This window comes from Marinobacter sp. L-80, from assembly GCF_056859395.1.
This window is the reverse complement of sequence record NZ_JBSXOI010000073.1, coordinates 1-17135: the sequence shown is the minus strand read 5'-3', so window position 1 is coordinate 17135 and position 17135 is coordinate 1. Positions and strand designations below refer to the sequence as shown.

At 58.7% G+C, this 17135-nt stretch carries 16 protein-coding genes; 11 read left to right on the top strand and 5 right to left on the bottom strand.

Annotation, left to right across the window (positions count from 1 at the left end):
• Positions 1–8 precede the first annotated feature (8 nt).
• The 6 genes from phnE to AC13E3_RS15960 all read left to right on the top strand — a co-directional run bounded on the left by phnE (position 9) and on the right by AC13E3_RS15960 (position 4701).
• Entirely contained in the window at positions 9–839 is an 831-nt protein-coding gene (gene phnE / locus AC13E3_RS15985; RefSeq protein ID WP_008175865.1) for a phosphonate ABC transporter, permease protein PhnE, read from the top strand.
• Positions 840–848: 9 nt separating this feature from the next.
• On the top strand, positions 849–1859 hold the full coding sequence (locus AC13E3_RS15980; protein WP_008175866.1) for a phosphonate dehydrogenase: 1011 nt from the start codon (positions 849–851) through the stop codon (positions 1857–1859).
• Positions 1853–2713: a LysR family transcriptional regulator gene (locus AC13E3_RS15975; protein ID WP_008175867.1), complete on the top strand. Its 861-nt coding sequence runs from the start codon at positions 1853–1855 to the stop codon at positions 2711–2713. The genes AC13E3_RS15980 and AC13E3_RS15975 overlap by 7 nt, the downstream gene beginning before the upstream one ends.
• Positions 2714–2818: 105 nt before the next feature.
• A complete protein-coding gene (locus AC13E3_RS15970; RefSeq protein WP_008175868.1) occupies positions 2819–3427 on the top strand; it encodes a sigma-70 family RNA polymerase sigma factor in 609 nt (202 codons plus the stop codon).
• Positions 3424–4152: an anti-sigma factor gene (locus AC13E3_RS15965; protein WP_008175870.1), complete on the top strand. Its 729-nt coding sequence runs from the start codon at positions 3424–3426 to the stop codon at positions 4150–4152. Before AC13E3_RS15970 ends, AC13E3_RS15965 begins: the two co-directional genes overlap by 4 nt.
• A 120-nt stretch (positions 4153–4272) precedes the next feature.
• The gene (locus tag AC13E3_RS15960) at positions 4273–4701 is read left to right on the top strand and encodes a DUF7282 domain-containing protein (RefSeq protein ID WP_219122842.1); all 429 of its coding nucleotides are present in this window, start codon (positions 4273–4275) and stop codon (positions 4699–4701) included.
• Positions 4702–4751: 50 nt separating this feature from the next.
• Here the strand turns inward: AC13E3_RS15960 and AC13E3_RS15955 are convergent, their stop codons facing one another.
• From AC13E3_RS15955 to AC13E3_RS15940, 4 genes are all read right to left on the bottom strand, one after another.
• The gene (locus AC13E3_RS15955) at positions 4752–6077 is read right to left on the bottom strand and encodes a sensor domain-containing protein (RefSeq protein ID WP_474546233.1); all 1326 of its coding nucleotides are present in this window, start codon (positions 6075–6077) and stop codon (positions 4752–4754) included.
• Positions 6074–6310, bottom strand: coding sequence for a hypothetical protein (locus tag AC13E3_RS15950; RefSeq protein ID WP_474546232.1), 237 nt, complete (start codon positions 6308–6310; stop codon positions 6074–6076). The genes AC13E3_RS15955 and AC13E3_RS15950 overlap by 4 nt, the downstream gene beginning before the upstream one ends.
• A gap of 89 nt (positions 6311–6399) precedes the next feature.
• Complete coding sequence (locus AC13E3_RS15945; RefSeq protein ID WP_482902221.1) at positions 6400–7911, bottom strand: hypothetical protein; 1512 nt, start codon at positions 7909–7911, stop codon at positions 6400–6402.
• Positions 7912–8256: 345 nt separating this feature from the next.
• Entirely contained in the window at positions 8257–9540 is a 1284-nt protein-coding gene (locus AC13E3_RS15940; RefSeq protein WP_482902220.1) for an NAD(P)/FAD-dependent oxidoreductase, read from the bottom strand.
• 181 nt (positions 9541–9721) lie between these two features.
• On the opposite strand from AC13E3_RS15940, the gene AC13E3_RS15935 reads away from it, so the two are divergent.
• Positions 9722–11239, top strand: coding sequence for an aldehyde dehydrogenase (locus AC13E3_RS15935; protein WP_482902219.1), 1518 nt, complete (start codon positions 9722–9724; stop codon positions 11237–11239).
• A 67-nt stretch (positions 11240–11306) separates the two neighbouring features.
• Here AC13E3_RS15935 and AC13E3_RS15930 read toward each other — a convergent pair whose 3' ends face one another.
• Complete coding sequence (locus AC13E3_RS15930) at positions 11307–12671, bottom strand: glutamine synthetase family protein (RefSeq protein ID WP_349343628.1); 1365 nt, start codon at positions 12669–12671, stop codon at positions 11307–11309.
• A gap of 345 nt (positions 12672–13016) precedes the next feature.
• Between AC13E3_RS15930 and AC13E3_RS15925 the strand changes: the two genes are divergently transcribed.
• From AC13E3_RS15925 to AC13E3_RS15910, 4 genes are read left to right on the top strand one after another with little or no spacing between them, the layout of a single operon-like run.
• Entirely contained in the window at positions 13017–14123 is a 1107-nt protein-coding gene (locus AC13E3_RS15925) for a polyamine ABC transporter substrate-binding protein (protein WP_349343629.1), read from the top strand.
• A gap of 3 nt (positions 14124–14126) precedes the next feature.
• Positions 14127–15245, top strand: a complete 1119-nt coding sequence (potA, locus tag AC13E3_RS15920) for a polyamine ABC transporter ATP-binding protein (RefSeq protein ID WP_349343630.1) — start codon at positions 14127–14129, stop codon at positions 15243–15245.
• A gap of 4 nt (positions 15246–15249) precedes the next feature.
• Positions 15250–16179: an ABC transporter permease subunit gene (locus tag AC13E3_RS15915; RefSeq protein WP_136631691.1), complete on the top strand. Its 930-nt coding sequence runs from the start codon at positions 15250–15252 to the stop codon at positions 16177–16179.
• The gene (locus AC13E3_RS15910; RefSeq protein ID WP_069184252.1) at positions 16172–16999 is read left to right on the top strand and encodes an ABC transporter permease subunit; all 828 of its coding nucleotides are present in this window, start codon (positions 16172–16174) and stop codon (positions 16997–16999) included. Before AC13E3_RS15915 ends, AC13E3_RS15910 begins: the two co-directional genes overlap by 8 nt.
• The last annotated feature ends 136 nt before the right edge of the window (positions 17000–17135 follow it).

Sequence of the window (17135 nt, the reverse complement as noted above, 5' to 3'; positions counted from 1 at the left end):
GGAAATCCATGAGTTATACCCCGACGGAACCGGCGACTCTGTCGCCGGCTCCGTCAGCTCCGGTGCTGGATGAGCATGCCCGGGGCTGGCGGAAAAAACTCCTGCAGACAGGTCTGGTCCTTGCGGTGATTCTCATTGCCAGCTGGTACGTGGGCCTGCTCGATTTCAAAACCCTGGCCAATGGCATGCCAGCGATTGGCGTCCTGTTGGGTGAATCTCTGCCGCCCGACTTTACCAATGTCATGAACTGGGTTTCGCCACTTGTCGACACCCTCGCCATGAGCATTGCCGGCACTGCAATTGCGGTTGCCGCTTCGGTACCACTGGCTTTCCTTGCTGCACGGAATACGTCGCCACACCCGGCTGTTTTCCACATAACACGCACCATTCTGAATGGCCTGCGGTCAGTTCCCGAACTGATCATGGGGATTATCTTCGTCGCTGCCGTCGGCTTTGGCGCGCTACCGGGCGTTCTTGCCCTCGGCCTTCACTCTATTGGGATGGTCGGCAAATTCTTTGCAGAAGCCATTGAACATGTGGACGAAGCCCCGGTGGAAGCAGCCGATGCCGCCGGAGCGACTCGCCTACAGGTTCTCTGGCACGCAGTTCTGCCCCAGGTTCTGCCGCAGTTCGCAGATGTATCCATCTACCGCTGGGAGTACAACTTCCGCGCCTCGACCGTTATGGGCATGGTGGGAGCAGGGGGTATCGGTTTCGAACTCATGGGCTCACTGCGCATCATGCAGTACCAGGAAGTCAGTGCCATCCTGATTGTTATCCTCCTGATGGTCACGATTGTCGACAGCCTGAGCGGCTTCCTCCGTAAGAAATTCAAGTAAGGAAAACGAATGAAACCAAGAGTTGTGATAACTCACCGGGTACACGATGAAGTCCTGGCTGCCCTCGAACCACATTGTGAGCTTGTAACCAATCAGTCAAACCGCACGCTCCCGCCAGATTCGGTGAAGGCCAGGGTAGCCACAGCCGATGCCGTGATGGCCTTCATGCCGGACAGGATCGGCGATGAGTTTCTGGCGGATTGCCCGAACCTGAAGATCGTGGGCGCAGCCCTGAAAGGTTACGACAACTTCGATGTGGACGCCTGCACTCGCCATGGGGTGTGGCTTTCATTCGTGCCGGATCTTTTAACCGTACCCACCGCAGAACTGACCATCGGACTCACCGTTGGCCTTACCCGGCAGGTAAAGGCAGCGGACGAATTTGTTCGTTCCGGAGAGTTCAGAGGGTGGCAGCCGAAGTTCTATGGGCTGGGAATTGAGGGCGCTACCATTGGCATTGTTGGAATGGGTGCCATTGGCAAGGCCATAGCTGTCCGTCTGCAGGGATGGGGTGCGAACCTGCTCTACTCAGAGCCCGAGGGCTTGCCCTCTGATGAAGAGAGGAATTTGGGGCTGGCGCATACAGGACTGGAAGAGCTTCTCGCCCAATCCGATATCGTAATACTGGCGCTGGCACTGAACGAGCATACCTTTCACACCATAAACCCTATACGCCTGGCACTGATGAAGCGGGGTGCCTATCTGATCAACCCATGCAGGGGTTCTGTGGTCGATGAGAACGCCGTACTGGCGGCACTGGCCTCCGGACAGTTGGGTGGTTACGCCGCCGATGTATTCGAAATGGAGGACTGGGCACGAACGGATCGTCCGCATGAAATCAGTCCGGAGTTACTTGCCCATCCGAACACATTATTTACCGCTCACATCGGCTCGGCCGTACAAAGTGTAAGGCTGGCCATTGAGCAACGGGCGGCCGAGAACATTCTGCAGGCATTACGGGGTGAACGGCCGCGGGATGCGATCAATTCTCCGTCATTACGTGAGGACTCTCCATGCTGAATCCGGTCTGGCTCAAGAGCTTTATCGCGTTGGTCCAGCATCAGAGTTTTCAGGCCGCTGCAGAGAATCTTGGAATCGCCCAACCCACTCTCTCCCAGCATATCCAGAAACTGGAACAAGACCTGGATGTGTTGTTGATTCGAAGGGGAAGATCAGGCTGCGAGCCCACCAGGGCAGCTTTGGCACTGGTACCATTCGCAAACAGTATATTGCGCCTCGACAAACATGCCCGTGAAGCGGTTCGGGGGGCCGGCGTTCGGATAGGGGCGAGCTCAAACATTGGCATATATATGCTCCAGCCCTATCTTCGGGCCTTCAGGGACGATAAAGCCTCGCCCGACGTGGACCTCGTAATTGATAATAACCCCTCAATTGCCCGGCAACTAACGATCGGTGAACTCGACATAGCCATAATGGAGTGGTGGCAGCCTAAACCCGGATTTCTGGCGCAGGATTGGCGGCGAGAACAGATGGTACTGATTGTTCCACCCGATCACCCATGCGCAGATCTTCAAAGCATAGATCGGGACACCCTCGCAGAAATGACGCTGCTTGGCGGAGAGCCTGGCACAGGCACAGGCCGGCTACTGGCAAACTTCTTTGGTGACGAGGGACCGTTTCCGAAGGTGTCTATGCAACTAGGGAGCACAGAGGCTGTCAAACAGGCAGTCAAGGTTGGACTGGGTATATCGCTGGTGTTGGAAGCGACGGTAAGGGAGGAAGTCCAGGCGGGCTCGCTACGAGCCATCCCCGTTAGTAACCCTGGGTTGGAAAAGGAACTCATGGTGGTCTACCCGAATGCCTTGGCCAATCATCCGCCAGTCTCTGCATTCCTCAGCCAACTGTGCCACTGAGCAAACGAATAGCTCACACCGAGTGTTAGCCAGACTGCAATTTCATGTTGAGCAACAACGGACCAACCAGTAACCTGCTGATCAGACACCAAAGCCCGAGGCCCCATGAAGCCTGACTCCCATCAGCTCCCAGACAATGCCAGCGCAGGAACCGGCCCGCAGTCGCCATCCGATGGCCCTGAGCGTGTTGCCCGGCTGATTCACCGCGTCGCTCAAAAAGACCGCCAGGCTTTCGCCCTCCTCTACCAGGCAACTGCCCCGAAACTTCTGGGCACCGTGTTGCGTATCCTCAGAGACAGAGGGTGGGCAGACGATGTTATCCAGGACAGTTATCTCAAAATCTGGCAAAAAGCCGAGCAGTTTCAGGACGGCAAATCTTCGCCGATTACCTGGCTGGTGTCGATTGCCCGTAACGGTGCCATTGATGAGCTGCGCAAACACCCCGCCGGACGCACCACGAACAGCGACGAGCTGGATGAGATGCCAGGCCGGCAGACATCAGCTCAGGAACAGCTGGAAGACCAGCGGGCGGCAAATCAACTGAATCACTGCATCGACCAACTGGAAAAAGACCGACAGGACATGGTGCGCCTGGCCTACCTTAACGGATGGTCCCGGGAGGACCTGGCAAGCCAGTTTGAACAGCCGGTCAACACGGTAAAGACCTGGCTTCACCGCGCATTGAAACAGCTCAAAAGGTGCCTCGAATCATGACTGAACGCGACGACCTGGACATGCTGGTTGCAGAGTTCGTTCTGGGCACATTGCCAGCCTCGGAGCGGGCCTATCTTGAAAGCCGGCGCAATGAGGACCCGGAGGTAGATGCGCTGATTCTGCAATGGGAAGAGCGCCTGGGTAAGCTGGCCGAGGAAACCGAGCCCGTTCAGCCCTCACCGGCGTTGTTCGCAAAAATCGAGAAGGCTCTGGACCGGGTGGAATCGACGCCTCGCGAGGCTGCCGAAACGTCCAACGTGGTTGCGCTGCGCAGCCAGCTGAACCGCTGGCGCTGGAGCACGGCGATTGCCTCGGCGGCCGCCCTGGTTCTCGTGGCCATTCTGGCGTTCCAGCCGCAGCCCGAGCCTCAAGCCCAGTCGTTTGTTGCGGTTTTCCAGAACAACGATGAGCAGCCGGCCTTCCTGCTGACGGTGGACCTGAAGGAGCAACGGCTCAACATCCGGCCGGTCACCGCCGAGCCAAGACCCGGAAAATCCTATCAGTTGTGGATCAAGGCCGACGAGCTGGGTCCAAACCCCCGCTCCGTGGGCGTTCTGGGCAACGATTTCGCGCTGGATGAAGGGGCGTTGAGCAATTACGACCCTGCCCTGCTCAAGGAGGCCACGTTCGGCATCAGCGTCGAGCCCGAAGGGGGCTCACCCACCGGACAGCCCACGGGACCGGCGATTCACGGTTACCTCTACCCCACCGACGGAAACAATTAATAGGCAGGTGCCAAAAAAATCTTCCGTGCCTGAAACTTTGCGCATCGGCTCCCGTAGCTGCAGTTAACCCGCCCAAAAACAACCCGACGGGCGGGAAACACTGACACTCAGGAGAACGCAATGAACAAGCACGCAAAAACTTCCGCACTTCTGGCCGCCCTCGTTTCCGGCGCTTTCGCAACCGGTTCTGCATTGGCCGCTGAACACAAGGCCGGTGTCTGGACCAACGATCAGTCTGTTGCCAACGGCGTTGTATCCGCCAGAAAGGTGGTTGCCGAGCAGAATGGGTGGCTGGTGGTTCACCGCACCGACGAATCCATGAAGCCGGGCCCTGTTGTCGCCCACGCGCCGTTGCGCAAAGGTATGAACATGGACGTCGCCGCCATCCTGACCGAGGAAGTGCAATCTGGTGACATGCTGATGCTGATGGTTCACAGCGAAGACGGCGGGATGAAAACGGGTATTTTTGAATACACCCTGGGCGCCAAGGAAGACGGCCCGATCAAAAAGGACGGCAAGCTGGTGATGTCGACTATTACCGCGAAATAATCGCTCACGGTCTGGCTGGCTGCATGCACATCTCGCGCAGGCAGCCAGCGCTACTCTGACTGACGCTTGCTCGCGTACATGGCTGCGTCGGCCTTGCTGAACAGCAGCCGGGCGGTTTCACCATCCTCCGGATACACGGCCGAACCGATACTGCAGCAAACGCGAACCGTTTTGCCACCGATGGCAACCGGCAAGCTCAAAATTTCGCGAATCTTGGCTATGGCATTCTCAACTGACTCACGCCCATGAACATCGGTGAGCAGAACGGTAAACTCATCGCCGCCCATCCGTGCGACGGTATCTGTCCCACGGGTGCAGTCCCTGAGCCTCTGGGCCATCTCGATCAACAGTTCATCGCCGGCTTCATGACCCAGCGTATCGTTAATCTGCTTGAAGTCATTCACATCGAGGTACAGCAGCGCCAGCCGCCCCTCGTTCCGGCTGGCTGATCGCAACGCGGTTTCCAGGCGATCGTAGAACAGGGAACGATTGGTTAAACCGGTAAGCCCGTCGTGGTGCGCCAGGAATCGGAGGTTTTCTTCCGAACGCTTGCGCTCTACAACCGTCGCAACCTGGGTTGCCACGAACTCCAGAAGCGACTTTTCGGCCTCATCAAAGGACACGGCCGCCGTACCACGCTCAATAACCAGGACGCCCATGGTGGACTCATGAAAAACCAGAGGCACCCCCAGCCAGTTGGCAACTTCCGAGCCGGTTTTAGGGTGCATCCCCAAGCCCGGATGCGCCGGATTCCGCACTGCCATAGACGATTTTCGGGTGTGGATGACGTCTTCAAGAGCCGATCCCGGGGCCACCTGCCAGTCGACCCAACCGCTCTTCGTGCGCCAGTCGGGCAAGCTGAGCCGACCGGAGTGCGACTGATTGAAACCTAGGTAGAGATCGGACTCGGGGAAAAGCTCACCAATAATTGAATGAAAACCATCGCACAAATCGCGGAGTGTCTCTGCCTCGTGAGCTGCTTCGGAGATCCGGTAGAGCGCGTTGCGGGTCTGGTCGCCCCGTCGCAAAGCGGTGACATCCCGAGCCACCGCAATCCGGAGACGGTCTTCCTCAGACCAGCGAGCCGACCACAGGATATGCACGGCATGACCATCCCTGTGCAGGTAGCGATTTTCGAAGTCCGTGTGAGTGTGCCCACTCATTACCCTGCGGGCAGCAGCCAGCGTGCGCTCCTGGTCTTCCGGGTGAATGTAGTTCAGCAGCGGTGTTCCGATCATTTCCGAAGGCGAGTAACCGAGCAACCGCTGGCACGCTTCGCTGACGAAAACGATTTGGCCAGACTCGTCCACCACAAAGATCGTGTCGAGTATGAGATTGACCAGCTTGGGATAGAGAGGACTGAAATCGATGGTCACATTCCGTCTCCCTTTACGCCCAGGCGGTCCAGATAGAGATGAAGATCCGCCTCGCTCATGTCCACATATTCCAGCACCCTGCCATACAGAATGGCGGTCGGGACATTGCGGCCCTTCAGCTCCTTCTGAGTTTCATGCAGGACGTAAAGAATGATTCTTTCAGTGCGGGTAAGGCCGTCTCTGGCGTCAGGGATCACTTCAAGGAGAGTGCGAGAGTAGTCTGAACCGGCCATGATGTACCTGGTATGGAGCAATGGACCAGCACATAGTAGCAGGCTGGCAGCGAAGCCCCCAGTGGGGGTCGCTGCCTTTTACCGCCAAATCAGATCTGTTTATAGACCACTTCAGACAGCCGGCTGCGATTACCATCGGTGTCCAGGGTACGGATAGCAAAGTACCAGGTGCCTTCAGTCAGCTCATCAACCAGCAGCTCGTCGACGGAGGCGTCACCAATGGCCAGGCTCTGGTCGAGGTTTTCAGCGCTGGTACCGTAGACCACCTCGAAGCCTGCAATTTCACCCATGGCCAGGCTGTCGCCATTTTCGCGGGTCAGCGGCGCGGTCCAGCTCAGCAGTGCTGTGTTTGCAGGAGCGGTTTCCTCAGGCGTCGTCTCGGTGACGGGCTCGCTGATTTCAGTGTCTGTTCCTGTGTCCGCTACGGTTTCGTCGGTGGTTGTATCAGTCGTTGTATCGGTGGTTGTATCACCGCCTGACGTCGAGTCACCTGACGTATCGGGCTCAGTTGTACCGGCAACCTGCTCGTCGGTTGAACCTGTTGAGTTATCGGTCGAGGTATCGATGCTGGTATCGGTTGAGGTGTCAGTGGTGCTGCCGGAATCAGTTCCAGCGGTTTCATCGCCGCCAGTGGTTCCGTCGGTGGTATCACCGGAATCTGCAACGTCGGTATTACTTTCTTCGTTAACATCGGCAATGGTTTTGAAGCGCTGTACATTGCGGTATTCGACCACCACCAGCTTCTGGCTAATGACGCTTGAATTCACCACGTTCTGCAGTTCAGAAGACTGCAAGGCCGCCGCGCTGACAAGATCTGCCAGTGCCACGTTGGTACCATCGCCCATAACGCTGATCTGGCCGGTGGCACTGACCTGTGAAGTAACGTCATCCAGGACAGCTGAAATCGAATCCCACTGGGCGTTGTCATTGACCAGCGCCAGGAATGACGCATTGGCAATCGCCACCTGAATGGCATCCGCGGTTACGCCGGTCATTCCATCCAGATTGGTCAGGTCGGGGGGAGTCAGGCGCAAAGCACCGGCCGGAAGGGCGAACCAGTTTTCAACGGTGGTGTAAGCGCTGGAAATCGCTGTCGGTGAGAGACCTTCCGAACTGCGCTCAGCCAGTTTTACAGCCAGGTGGGTGAGCGGCGTAAGGTTCACCGTCTCGTTCCGCAAATCGCCAGCACCCAACAGACTGAAGTTGCTATCCAGCGGCATTACCTGCCCAAACGGCACTGGCTCAGCACCGGCCTGATCGCATTGGGGCAGAACGTCACAGACCATGCGAGTGCCGCCGTCCGCAGAAAGCTCGACCAGGGCCCAGCCTTCGGCCTTACCGCGAAGCTGCCAGGTATAGCTGCCATCGTCTGCGGTTAATACCGCTTTCGCCGCCTGACGCTGCGGGGCGTAATAGCCGTCTTTGTCAGCTATCAGCCGATTTGCAACCACCAGGCCTTGTTGAATGATTCCCTTAACGGCTGCACCGGCGATCTGGACTGTGGGCTCAGGCGTCGCGGGAGCAGCCTGCGCCGCCGTGGTGCTCTCTTCACTCGTAATGTCCAGACCGCAGCCCGAAAGCAAAACGACCGCAGGTAACATCAGCAGTCCTTGCTTCGTTAATTTTTTGCCGCAATTTGACATTGATTCACACCATTTAATTGACGAATTTGAGCGAATCTTACAGCGGCACTTTTCGGTTATATGCGGCGCAGTTCCGGATTTTTCGGCGGGATTACGTCAGAAACTTGGCGTTTACGGAGGGATACACGTTGTGATGGAAGGTTACAGCAGGGAGCCCGGACTTACGAACATAGGGCATTGTTTTAAAAAGGCTTTTCACAATGCGCTTGAATCCCGGCTGTGGGCTGGGAGCGAATAGCAGGCCGACTGATTACAAATTTAAACGTTGATGAAACGGGTACCGTTTCACAGTTTTCCGGTGACTCAAACGCCCAACCTGTCCCGCAGCGCATAGTACCAGGCTCCCATCGCCGTCAACGGCACCCGGAAGGCGCGGCCACCCGGGAACGGGTAATGCGGCAGGCTGGCGAACGCATCAAAACGTTCCTCCTGATCCTGGATTGCCAGTGCCAATGCCTTGCCTGCCACGTGTGTGAAGGTAACCCCATGGCCGGAGCAACCCTGGGAGTAGAACACGTTCTCGTGCAAGCGCCCGAGCTGTGGCAGGCGCGACAGGGTCAGCAGGAAATTGCCGGTCCAGGCGAAATCGATCTTCACATTCGCCAGTTGCGGGAAGGTTTTCAGCATATTCGGACGAATCAGCCGTTCGATGTTCGCCGGGTCGCGGGCGCCGTAGACCACGCCACCGCCGTAGATCAGGCGGTTGTCACCCGACAGCCGGAAGTAGTCCAGGAGGTAGTTGCAGTCTTCGACGCAGTTGTCGTTCGGCAGCAATTGCCTGGCAACGGCCTCCTCCAACGGCTCGGTAGCAATAATCTGCGAGCCGCAGGGCATGGATTTGGCCCCAAGCTCCGGCACCAGGCCGCCAAGATAGGCGTTGCCAGCCAGGACAACCGTTTGCGCCCTCACCTCGCCCATGTCGGTTTTAACGGTTACGGTTTTACCGGGGGCGATGCTCGTTACCGTGGAGTGCTCGTGAATCACGCCGCCGCGCGACTCGAGGGCCGCGGCTTCGCCGAGAGCCAGATTGAGCGGATGAATGTGGCCGCCGGTGTGATCAATGGCGCCGCCGACATACCGTTCCGTGCCAACCCGGGAACGGATGGCACTCCTATCCAACAGTTCCAGTTGGTCGTAACCGAACCGGCGCCACAGCGCTTGCTGAGACTCCAGGTGCCTGAGCTGCTTTGGATTGAGCGCTGCGAAAATACCGCCTTCTTTCAGGTCGCACCGAATGCCGTAACTCTTCACCCGCTGGCGAATGATCTGGCTGCCCTCAAAGGCCATCTCAGACAGCAGTTTCAGGTGGTCTTGAGAGGTCTGTCTTTCGATGCTGTCCAGATCCCGGCTGAAGCTGTTAACGATCTGGCCGCCATTGCGCCCCGAAGCACCCCAGCCGACCGTCGCTGCCTCCAGAACCACCACCCTGAAGCCAGCTTCCGCCAGGAACAGCGCTGTCGAAAGGCCGGTGTAGCCGGCACCGACGACGCAAACATCGGCCTCGCAAGACCCTCGCAGCGCCGGGCGCACAGGGGCCGAATTGGCGGAAGCTGCGTAATACGAGGGAACCGGGGGATACTCGATCATTATGTGACGCCAGAAAAGGTGATAGAGACGTTCAGGATCAGGCTGCAACGATGCGCGCCGCAGGAAGTCTATGCCAGCACCGCGCGTTCGGAAAGACACGTTCTTATACCTATATCGCGGGCGGCGCCTGCGGATAAAAGTGCTGCTATGATTGCTCAACTCTACAGCCTGCGAGGCGTCCATGAATCAACCCGTCAGCTCTTCCACACCGACCAGCCAGGCCGAATGGCAGGCCCTGGCCACAAACCTCACTCTGGAGGGCCGCGCCTATCTGAACGGCGCCTATCAATGGGCGGCCAACGGCGAGACGTTTACCTCGGTCAGCCCGATTGACGGGCGCGAGCTGGCCTCTATTGCCAGTTGCGATCAGAGCGATGCCGACCAGGCCGTTAGGGCTGCAAGGGCCGCCTTTGAGGCGGGCATCTGGAGCCAGCTGGCACCGGCAAAACGCAAGGCGGTGCTGCTCCGGTTCGCTGACCTTATCGAAGCCCACGGCGACGAGCTTGCCCTGCTGGAAACCCTGGACATGGGCAAACCCATCAGCCACGCCAGAACCGTGGACGTACCGGCCACGGCCCGGGCAATCCGCTGGACCGCCGAGGCCATCGACAAGGTTTACGGTGAGCTTGCGCCTACCCCCCACAACCAGATCGGCATGATTTCCCGGGAGCCCATGGGTGTGGTGGCGGCCATCGTGCCCTGGAACTTTCCGATGATCATGGCGGCCTGGAAAATCGCGCCGGCCCTGGCCACAGGCAATTCGGTAATACTCAAACCCTCCGAGAAATCGCCCCTGAGCGCCATTCGCCTGGCCGCCCTGGCCGAGGAAGCGGGCGTCCCCGCGGGTGTTTTCAATGTGCTTCCAGGCTATGGCCACACCGTGGGTAAGGCTCTGGCCCTGCACATGGACGTGGATTGCCTGGTGTTTACCGGCTCCACGAATGTGGCCAAGCAGCTGATGGTTTACGCCGGCCAATCCAACATGAAACGGGTGTGGCTGGAAGCCGGTGGCAAGAGCCCCAACATTGTCTTCGCTGATGCGCCAGACCTGAAAAAGGCCGCTGCCGAGGCAGCCAGTGCCATTGCCTTCAACCAGGGCGAGGTGTGCACCGCCGGCAGTCGCCTTCTGGTGGAAAACAGCATTCGTGGCGAGTTTGTCGGGCTGATTCGCGAGGACCTGAAAACGTGGCGCCCTGGCCACCCGCTGGACCCGGCCACCACTTGTGGCGCAATCGTCGACCAGGGACAGCTGGATCGTATTATCGACTACATTGGCATCGGCCAGTCTGAGGGCGCACGCCTGGTGGAGGGTGGCCAGCGGATCATGGAGGATACTGGCGGTCTGTTTGTTCAGCCCACAGTGTTTGATGGGGTAAACAACCAGATGCGCATCGCCTCCGAGGAAATCTTCGGGCCAGTGCTCTCTGTGATCGGATTCGACACCCCAGACGAAGCTGTCGCGATTGCCAACGATACCATCTACGGCCTGGCCGCTGCGGTTTGGACCTCTAATATCAATACCGCCCACAGGGTGGCCAAGGCCCTGCGGGCCGGCAGCGTGTGGATCAACCACTATGACGGCGGCGACATGACAGCGCCTTTCGGTGGCTTCAAGCAGTCCGGCAACGGCCGCGACAAGTCGGTCCATGCCTTCGACAAGTACACCGAGCTGAAGGCCACCTGGCTGGTGCTGGAATAGTTCGGCGCAGTCCGGCAAACGAAAAACGGCGCCTTCAAGGCGCCGTTTTTTTATGATTCACAAGCCACTAGACCGTGTGCAGGTACCACAGATACTCAAGATCCGAGATGGTCATCTCGAATTCATTCAGCTCATGCTCCTTGCAGGCCACGAACACGTCCAGAAACTCCCGACCGAGATAGTCAGCCATGACTCTGGATTGGCCCAGCTCCCGCAAGGCATCCCGCAGATTATTCACCAATGAGGCCTCGTGCTGTTCATGGGCATTACCCACGGTGACCGGCGGTGGTTCGATCCGGTTGGAGATACCGTAATGCATGCCCGCCAGCACGGCTGCCATCAGCAGGTACGGGTTGGCATCGGCGCCGGCCACACGGTGTTCAATTCGAAGAGCTTCAGGATCACCGCCCGGCAAACGCAGTGACGCAGTCCGATTATCCACGCCCCAGGTAGCCGCACTGGGCACATAGTACTCCGGGCTGAACCGTCGGTAGGAATTGATGTTCGGGCAGAACAACGCCATGGCATCGTTCATGGTGGCCACCAACCCGCCCACGGCCCAGCGCAGCATGTCGTTTGGCTGCTCGGCGTCGCCGGCGAATACGTTGCGGCCCTCACTATCCACCAGGCTCACGTGCAGGTGCATGCCACTGCCGGCCTGGTTGTGGTAGGGCTTGGCCATGAAGGTGGTGTCCATTTCATGGTCGTAGGCCATGTTCTTGATCAGGCGCTTGAGCAGGGTGGCGTGGTCGCAGGCTTGCACTGCGTCATCCACGTAATGCAGGTTGACTTCAAACTGGCCGGGCGCCGATTCGGCCACCAGCGCATCCGCCGGCAGCTCCTGCTCGTGGGCGGCATCCAGCACGTCCGCCAGGAATTCCGCGTACTCGTCCAGATCATCAATGGAGTAGGCCTGGGTGCCCGCCGGGCGTTTACCCGAAAGCGGCGATTTCGGCGGCTGCGGGCGACCGGAGAGGTTCTCCTGGTCGATCAGGTAAAACTCCAGCTCGAAGGCCGCCACCGGGGTCAGGCCCAGTTCCTCAAAGCGCTTGACGATGTTCTGCAAGACCACTCGGGGGTCTGCGAAAAACGGCGTCTCGCGGTCCAGCTCATACATGGTCAGCAGCAGTTGCGCTGTTGGGCGCTTCTGCCAGGGTTCCATGGTGAGGGTGTTCTCGATGGGCAGGCAGACGCGATCAGCCTCGCCGATGTCGAGCCCCAGACCGGTTTCTTCCACCGTGGTGCCCTGAATGTTCAGGGCAAAGATGGAAGCCGGCATGGCTACGCCACGCTCAAACACTTTCGCCAGCGCTGACGGATCCACCCGCTTGCCGCGAACAATGCCATTGATATCCGGGATCAGCAGATCAACAAACTGAAGTTCGGGGTGTGCCTGAAGGAACGAGTCGGCACTCGTAGAACCAGAAGCCATAGGGAACGCCTTCCACAACGCAAACAGGCCTGGTGCCGAGGAGCCGGCGCAGGAGTTTCAACACTCCTTTATCCCGGTTTCCGGGGTGTTTGGCAAGATAGGGACATACCACAAATCCCGGAGTTAAATTTTTATAGCGCAACCCGGAATCTCATGATACATATCGCGAGAATTCGGCGGATTCCCAACTGCCGTTTCCAGGACAAGCCTTAAAGGAGTCAAAAGGCGGCGACGGGTTCCGTCCGGGACAACAGCCAACTGCGGCCACCCTCAGCAGACCTGCACAACACTGCGTGCGTCCTGCACGTTTTGTATTAATCCCTTTTGAGTGAGGGAAACCATCCAATGTTGAAGTTGTGTAAGCCACAGGCGCTGGCCGCCTCTGTTGCGTTGTCTCTGTGTGCCTCCTCCGCTTTTGCAGCAGAGGAAGTGCGCGTCTACAACTGGTCCGACTACATCGCTGAGGACACCCTGGCGAAGTTCACGGAAGAAACCGGCATCAAGGTCATCTATGACGTCTACGACAGTAACGAGATCCTCGAAGCCGCCCTGCTTTCCGGCCGTTCCGGCTACGATCTTGTTGTGCCCTCCAACCACTACGTGGCCAAGCAGATTTCTGCCAACGCCTTCGTAGCGCTGGACCACAGCAAGCTGCCGAACATGAGCAACCTGAACCCGGATTTGATGGACGATCTGGAAAAGGTCGACCCGGGCAGCCAGTTTGCCCTGCCCTACCTCTGGGGCACCAACGGCTATGGCTATAACGAAGGCCGCATTCAGGAAATCCTGGGCCATAGCGCTCCTACTGATTCCTGGGCGCTGGTATTTGATCCGGAGGTCACCGGCAAGCTCGCCGCCGGCGGCTGCGGCATTGCCATGCTGGATTCCGGCGAAGAGATGGTGCGTGCGGCCATGGCCTACATCGGCTTGGACCCGAACAGCAACAACGCCGACGACATCAAGAAAGGCGGTGAGGTGATCAAGGCCATTCGTCCGAACATCACCTACTTCCATTCGTCCCGTTACATTGGCGACCTGGCCAACGGTGACCTGTGCGTGGCTGCCGGTTACTCCGGCGACATCCTGCAGGCCGCTGCCCGCGCCGAGGAAGCCGAAAATGGCAACGTGATCCGCTACACCATTCCCAAAGAAGGCGCGGTGCTGTGGTTCGACATGATGACCATTCCGGCCGGTGCGCCGAACGTGGAGAACGCCCACAAGCTGATGAACTTCCTGATGCGCCCGGAAATCATCGCCGATGTGACTAACTACGTGTGGTACGCCAACCCGAACAAGCCGGCCAACGAGTTTGTTGATCCGGAGATTCTGAGCGATACCAGCATCTACCCCACCGACGAAGTGATGAAGAAGCTGTACATCATGGAAGGCCGGCCTCAGGACGCCCAGCGTCTGATGACCCGCACTTGGACCAACGTGAAGTCTGGTCGTTAAGCGGTGGAAAACCGCAACAACACCTCCGCGCAAGCGGAGGTGTTACTCAGCATTCGGGGCATTTCCAAAAGCTTTGATGGCACGCTGGCCGTAGACAACGTCAATCTGGACATCCACAAGGGCGAGATCTTTGCCCTTCTGGGTGGCTCGGGTTCCGGCAAGTCCACGCTGCTGCGCATGCTCGCAGGTTTTGAAACGCCCAACGCCGGCACCATCATGCTCGACGGCCAGGACGTTACGGCTCTGCCACCGTTCCTGCGCCCGACTAACATGATGTTCCAGTCCTATGCCCTGTTCCCCCACATGACGGTGGAGCAGAACATTGCCATGGGCCTGAAACAGGACAAGCTGCCCAAGGGCGAAATTCGCGACCGTGTGGACGCCATGCTGAAGCTGGTCAAGATGGAACCCTATGCCCGGCGCAAACCCCAGCAGCTTTCCGGTGGTCAGCAGCAACGGGTTGCCCTGGCCCGCTCATTGGCCAAACGTCCCAAGCTGCTGTTGCTGGACGAGCCCATGGGTGCCCTGGACAAGAAGCTGCGTACCGAAATGCAGCTGGAACTCGTGGAAATTCTGGAAAATGTTGGCGCCACCTGCCTGATGGTGACCCACGACCAGGAAGAAGCCATGACCATGGCCAGCCGTATTGCGATCATGGCCCAGGGCCGGATTGCCCAGATCGGCTCGCCCATCGATATCTACGAGAGCCCGAACAGCCGCATGACGGCAGAGTTCATCGGCTCGGTGAACATTTTCGAGGCGCACATCCGCGAAGACGAGGCCGACAGCATCACGCTGACCAGCACCCTGCTGGATGCGCCGGTGTTCATCGACCGTGGCGTAACCACGCCTGCGGAAACCACCGAAACCCTGATCGCCCTGCGTCCGGAGAAGATCTATCTGACCGCCGACAAACCGGACGGCGAGCACAACTGGAGCTGCGGTACGGTGGACAACATTGCCTACCTGGGCGACATCACGTCCTACTACGTGAAGCTGGCCAGCGGCAAACGGGTGCAGGCGACCATGGCGAACGTCGAACGTCGTGGTGAGCGGCCAACCTGGGGCGACAGGGTATTCGTATCCTGGGAAGCCTCCAGCCCCATCCTGCTCTGGAACTGAGCCGATGAGACGCAAACTTTTACCCGCCCCTCTGACCGAGCGGGTGCGTGCAGTCCTTTTCAATCGGCGGGTAGTTTTCGGTATCCCCTTCCTGTGGCTGCTGCTGTTCTTCCTCCTGCCGTTTGCGCTGGTGCTGAAGATCAGCCTGACCTCGGCGGTGATGGCCATTCCCCCTTACGAGCCCGTATTCCGGTGGGTGGACAACACCTTCTCGGTGGTGGTGAATATCGGGAACTACCTGTTCCTGCTGTCCGACAGCCTGTATTTCGCGGCCTACTGGGGATCGGTGAAAACCGCCTTCCTGGCCACCGTCGTGTGCCTGCTGATTGGCTACCCGATGGCGTACGCCATGGCGAGGGCGCCCAAGCACTGGCAACTGGTGTTGCTGTTGATGGTGATGCTGCCCTCCTGGACCTCGTTCCTGATCCGGGTCTATGCCTGGATGGGCATCCTCGGCAATCAGGGGCTGCTGAACAGTTTCCTGATGTGGCTGGGTTTGATTGAGCAGCCCCTTAAGATGCTGAACACCAACTTCGCAGTGGTGCTGGGCATCGTCTACGCCTACCTGCCGTTCATGGTGCTGCCCATCTACACCAATCTGGTGAAGCTGGATGTGCGCCTGCTGGAGGCAGCGTCAGACCTGGGTTGCCGAAGCCTGACCACCTTCTGGGCCATCACCCTGCCGCTCTCAAAGGCCGGCATCCTCGCCGGCTCGATGCTGGTGTTTATTCCCGCGGTGGGCGAGTTCGTGATTCCGGAGCTGCTCGGCGGGCCGGACACGCTGATGATCGGCAAGGTGTTGTGGGAGGAGTTCTTCAACAACCGCGACTGGCCGGTGGCGTCTGCCCTCGCGATCGTGATGCTGTTGTTACTGCTGGTGCCGATTGTGCTGTTCCATCGGTTCCAGGCCCGGGAGATGGAAAAGCATGGTTAAGTCACGCTCGTTCAGTTTCTCAAAGGTCATGCTGATTCTGGGCCTGCTGTTCCTGTACCTGCCGATGTTCGTGCTGATCGTGTATTCGTTCAATGCGTCCCGGCTGGTATCGGTTTGGGCCGGATTTTCCACCCATTGGTACGGCGAGCTGTTCCGGGATGAGCAGATTCTGTCGGCGGTTTGGATGAGCCTGCGGATTGCCTTCTACTCCGCCAGCATGGCGGTGTGCCTGGGCACGCTGTGTGCGTTTGTGATTACCCGGTTCAAGAAGATGCGCGGGCGCACGCTGCTGTCCAGCATGATTACCGCGCCGCTGGTTATGCCCGAGGTCATAACCGGCCTGTCGCTGTTGCTGCTGTTCGTGCAGATGGCCCAGACCATTGGCTGGCCGGTTGACCGTGGCATGGCAACCATCTGGATTGCCCACACCACCTTCTGCAGTGCCTATGTGGCAGTGGTGGTGTCGGCCCGGTTGCAGGAGGTGGATCGCTCCATCGAGGAGGCGGCCATGGACCTGGGTTGTACGCCCCTGAAGACCTTCTTCGTGATCACCCTGCCGGTGATTGCTCCGGCGCTGGTGTCCGGCTGGCTGCTGGCATTCACACTGTCCCTGGACGACCTGGTGATTGCCAGCTTCGTGTCCGGGCCAGGGGCGACCACGCTGCCGATGGTGGTGTTTTCCTCCGTGCGGATGGGGGTTTCGCCGAAGATCAACGCGCTGGCCACGCTGATCATTCTGGCAGTCTCGCTGATTGCGTTCATTGCCTGGTACCTGATGCGTCGGGCGGAACGGAAGCGGTTGCAGACTCCGGACGCCTAGGGGTCTGCGCGGCAGAAGTATTTTGAGCAAGTGACCCCGCCGCGTCGAATCACAGTTCGGCCCGAGAACGTATCCACAATATCCAGCCGAATAGAGTCTCGATTCTCTCTATTCAGTCAGTCAAGACGGTTATCAG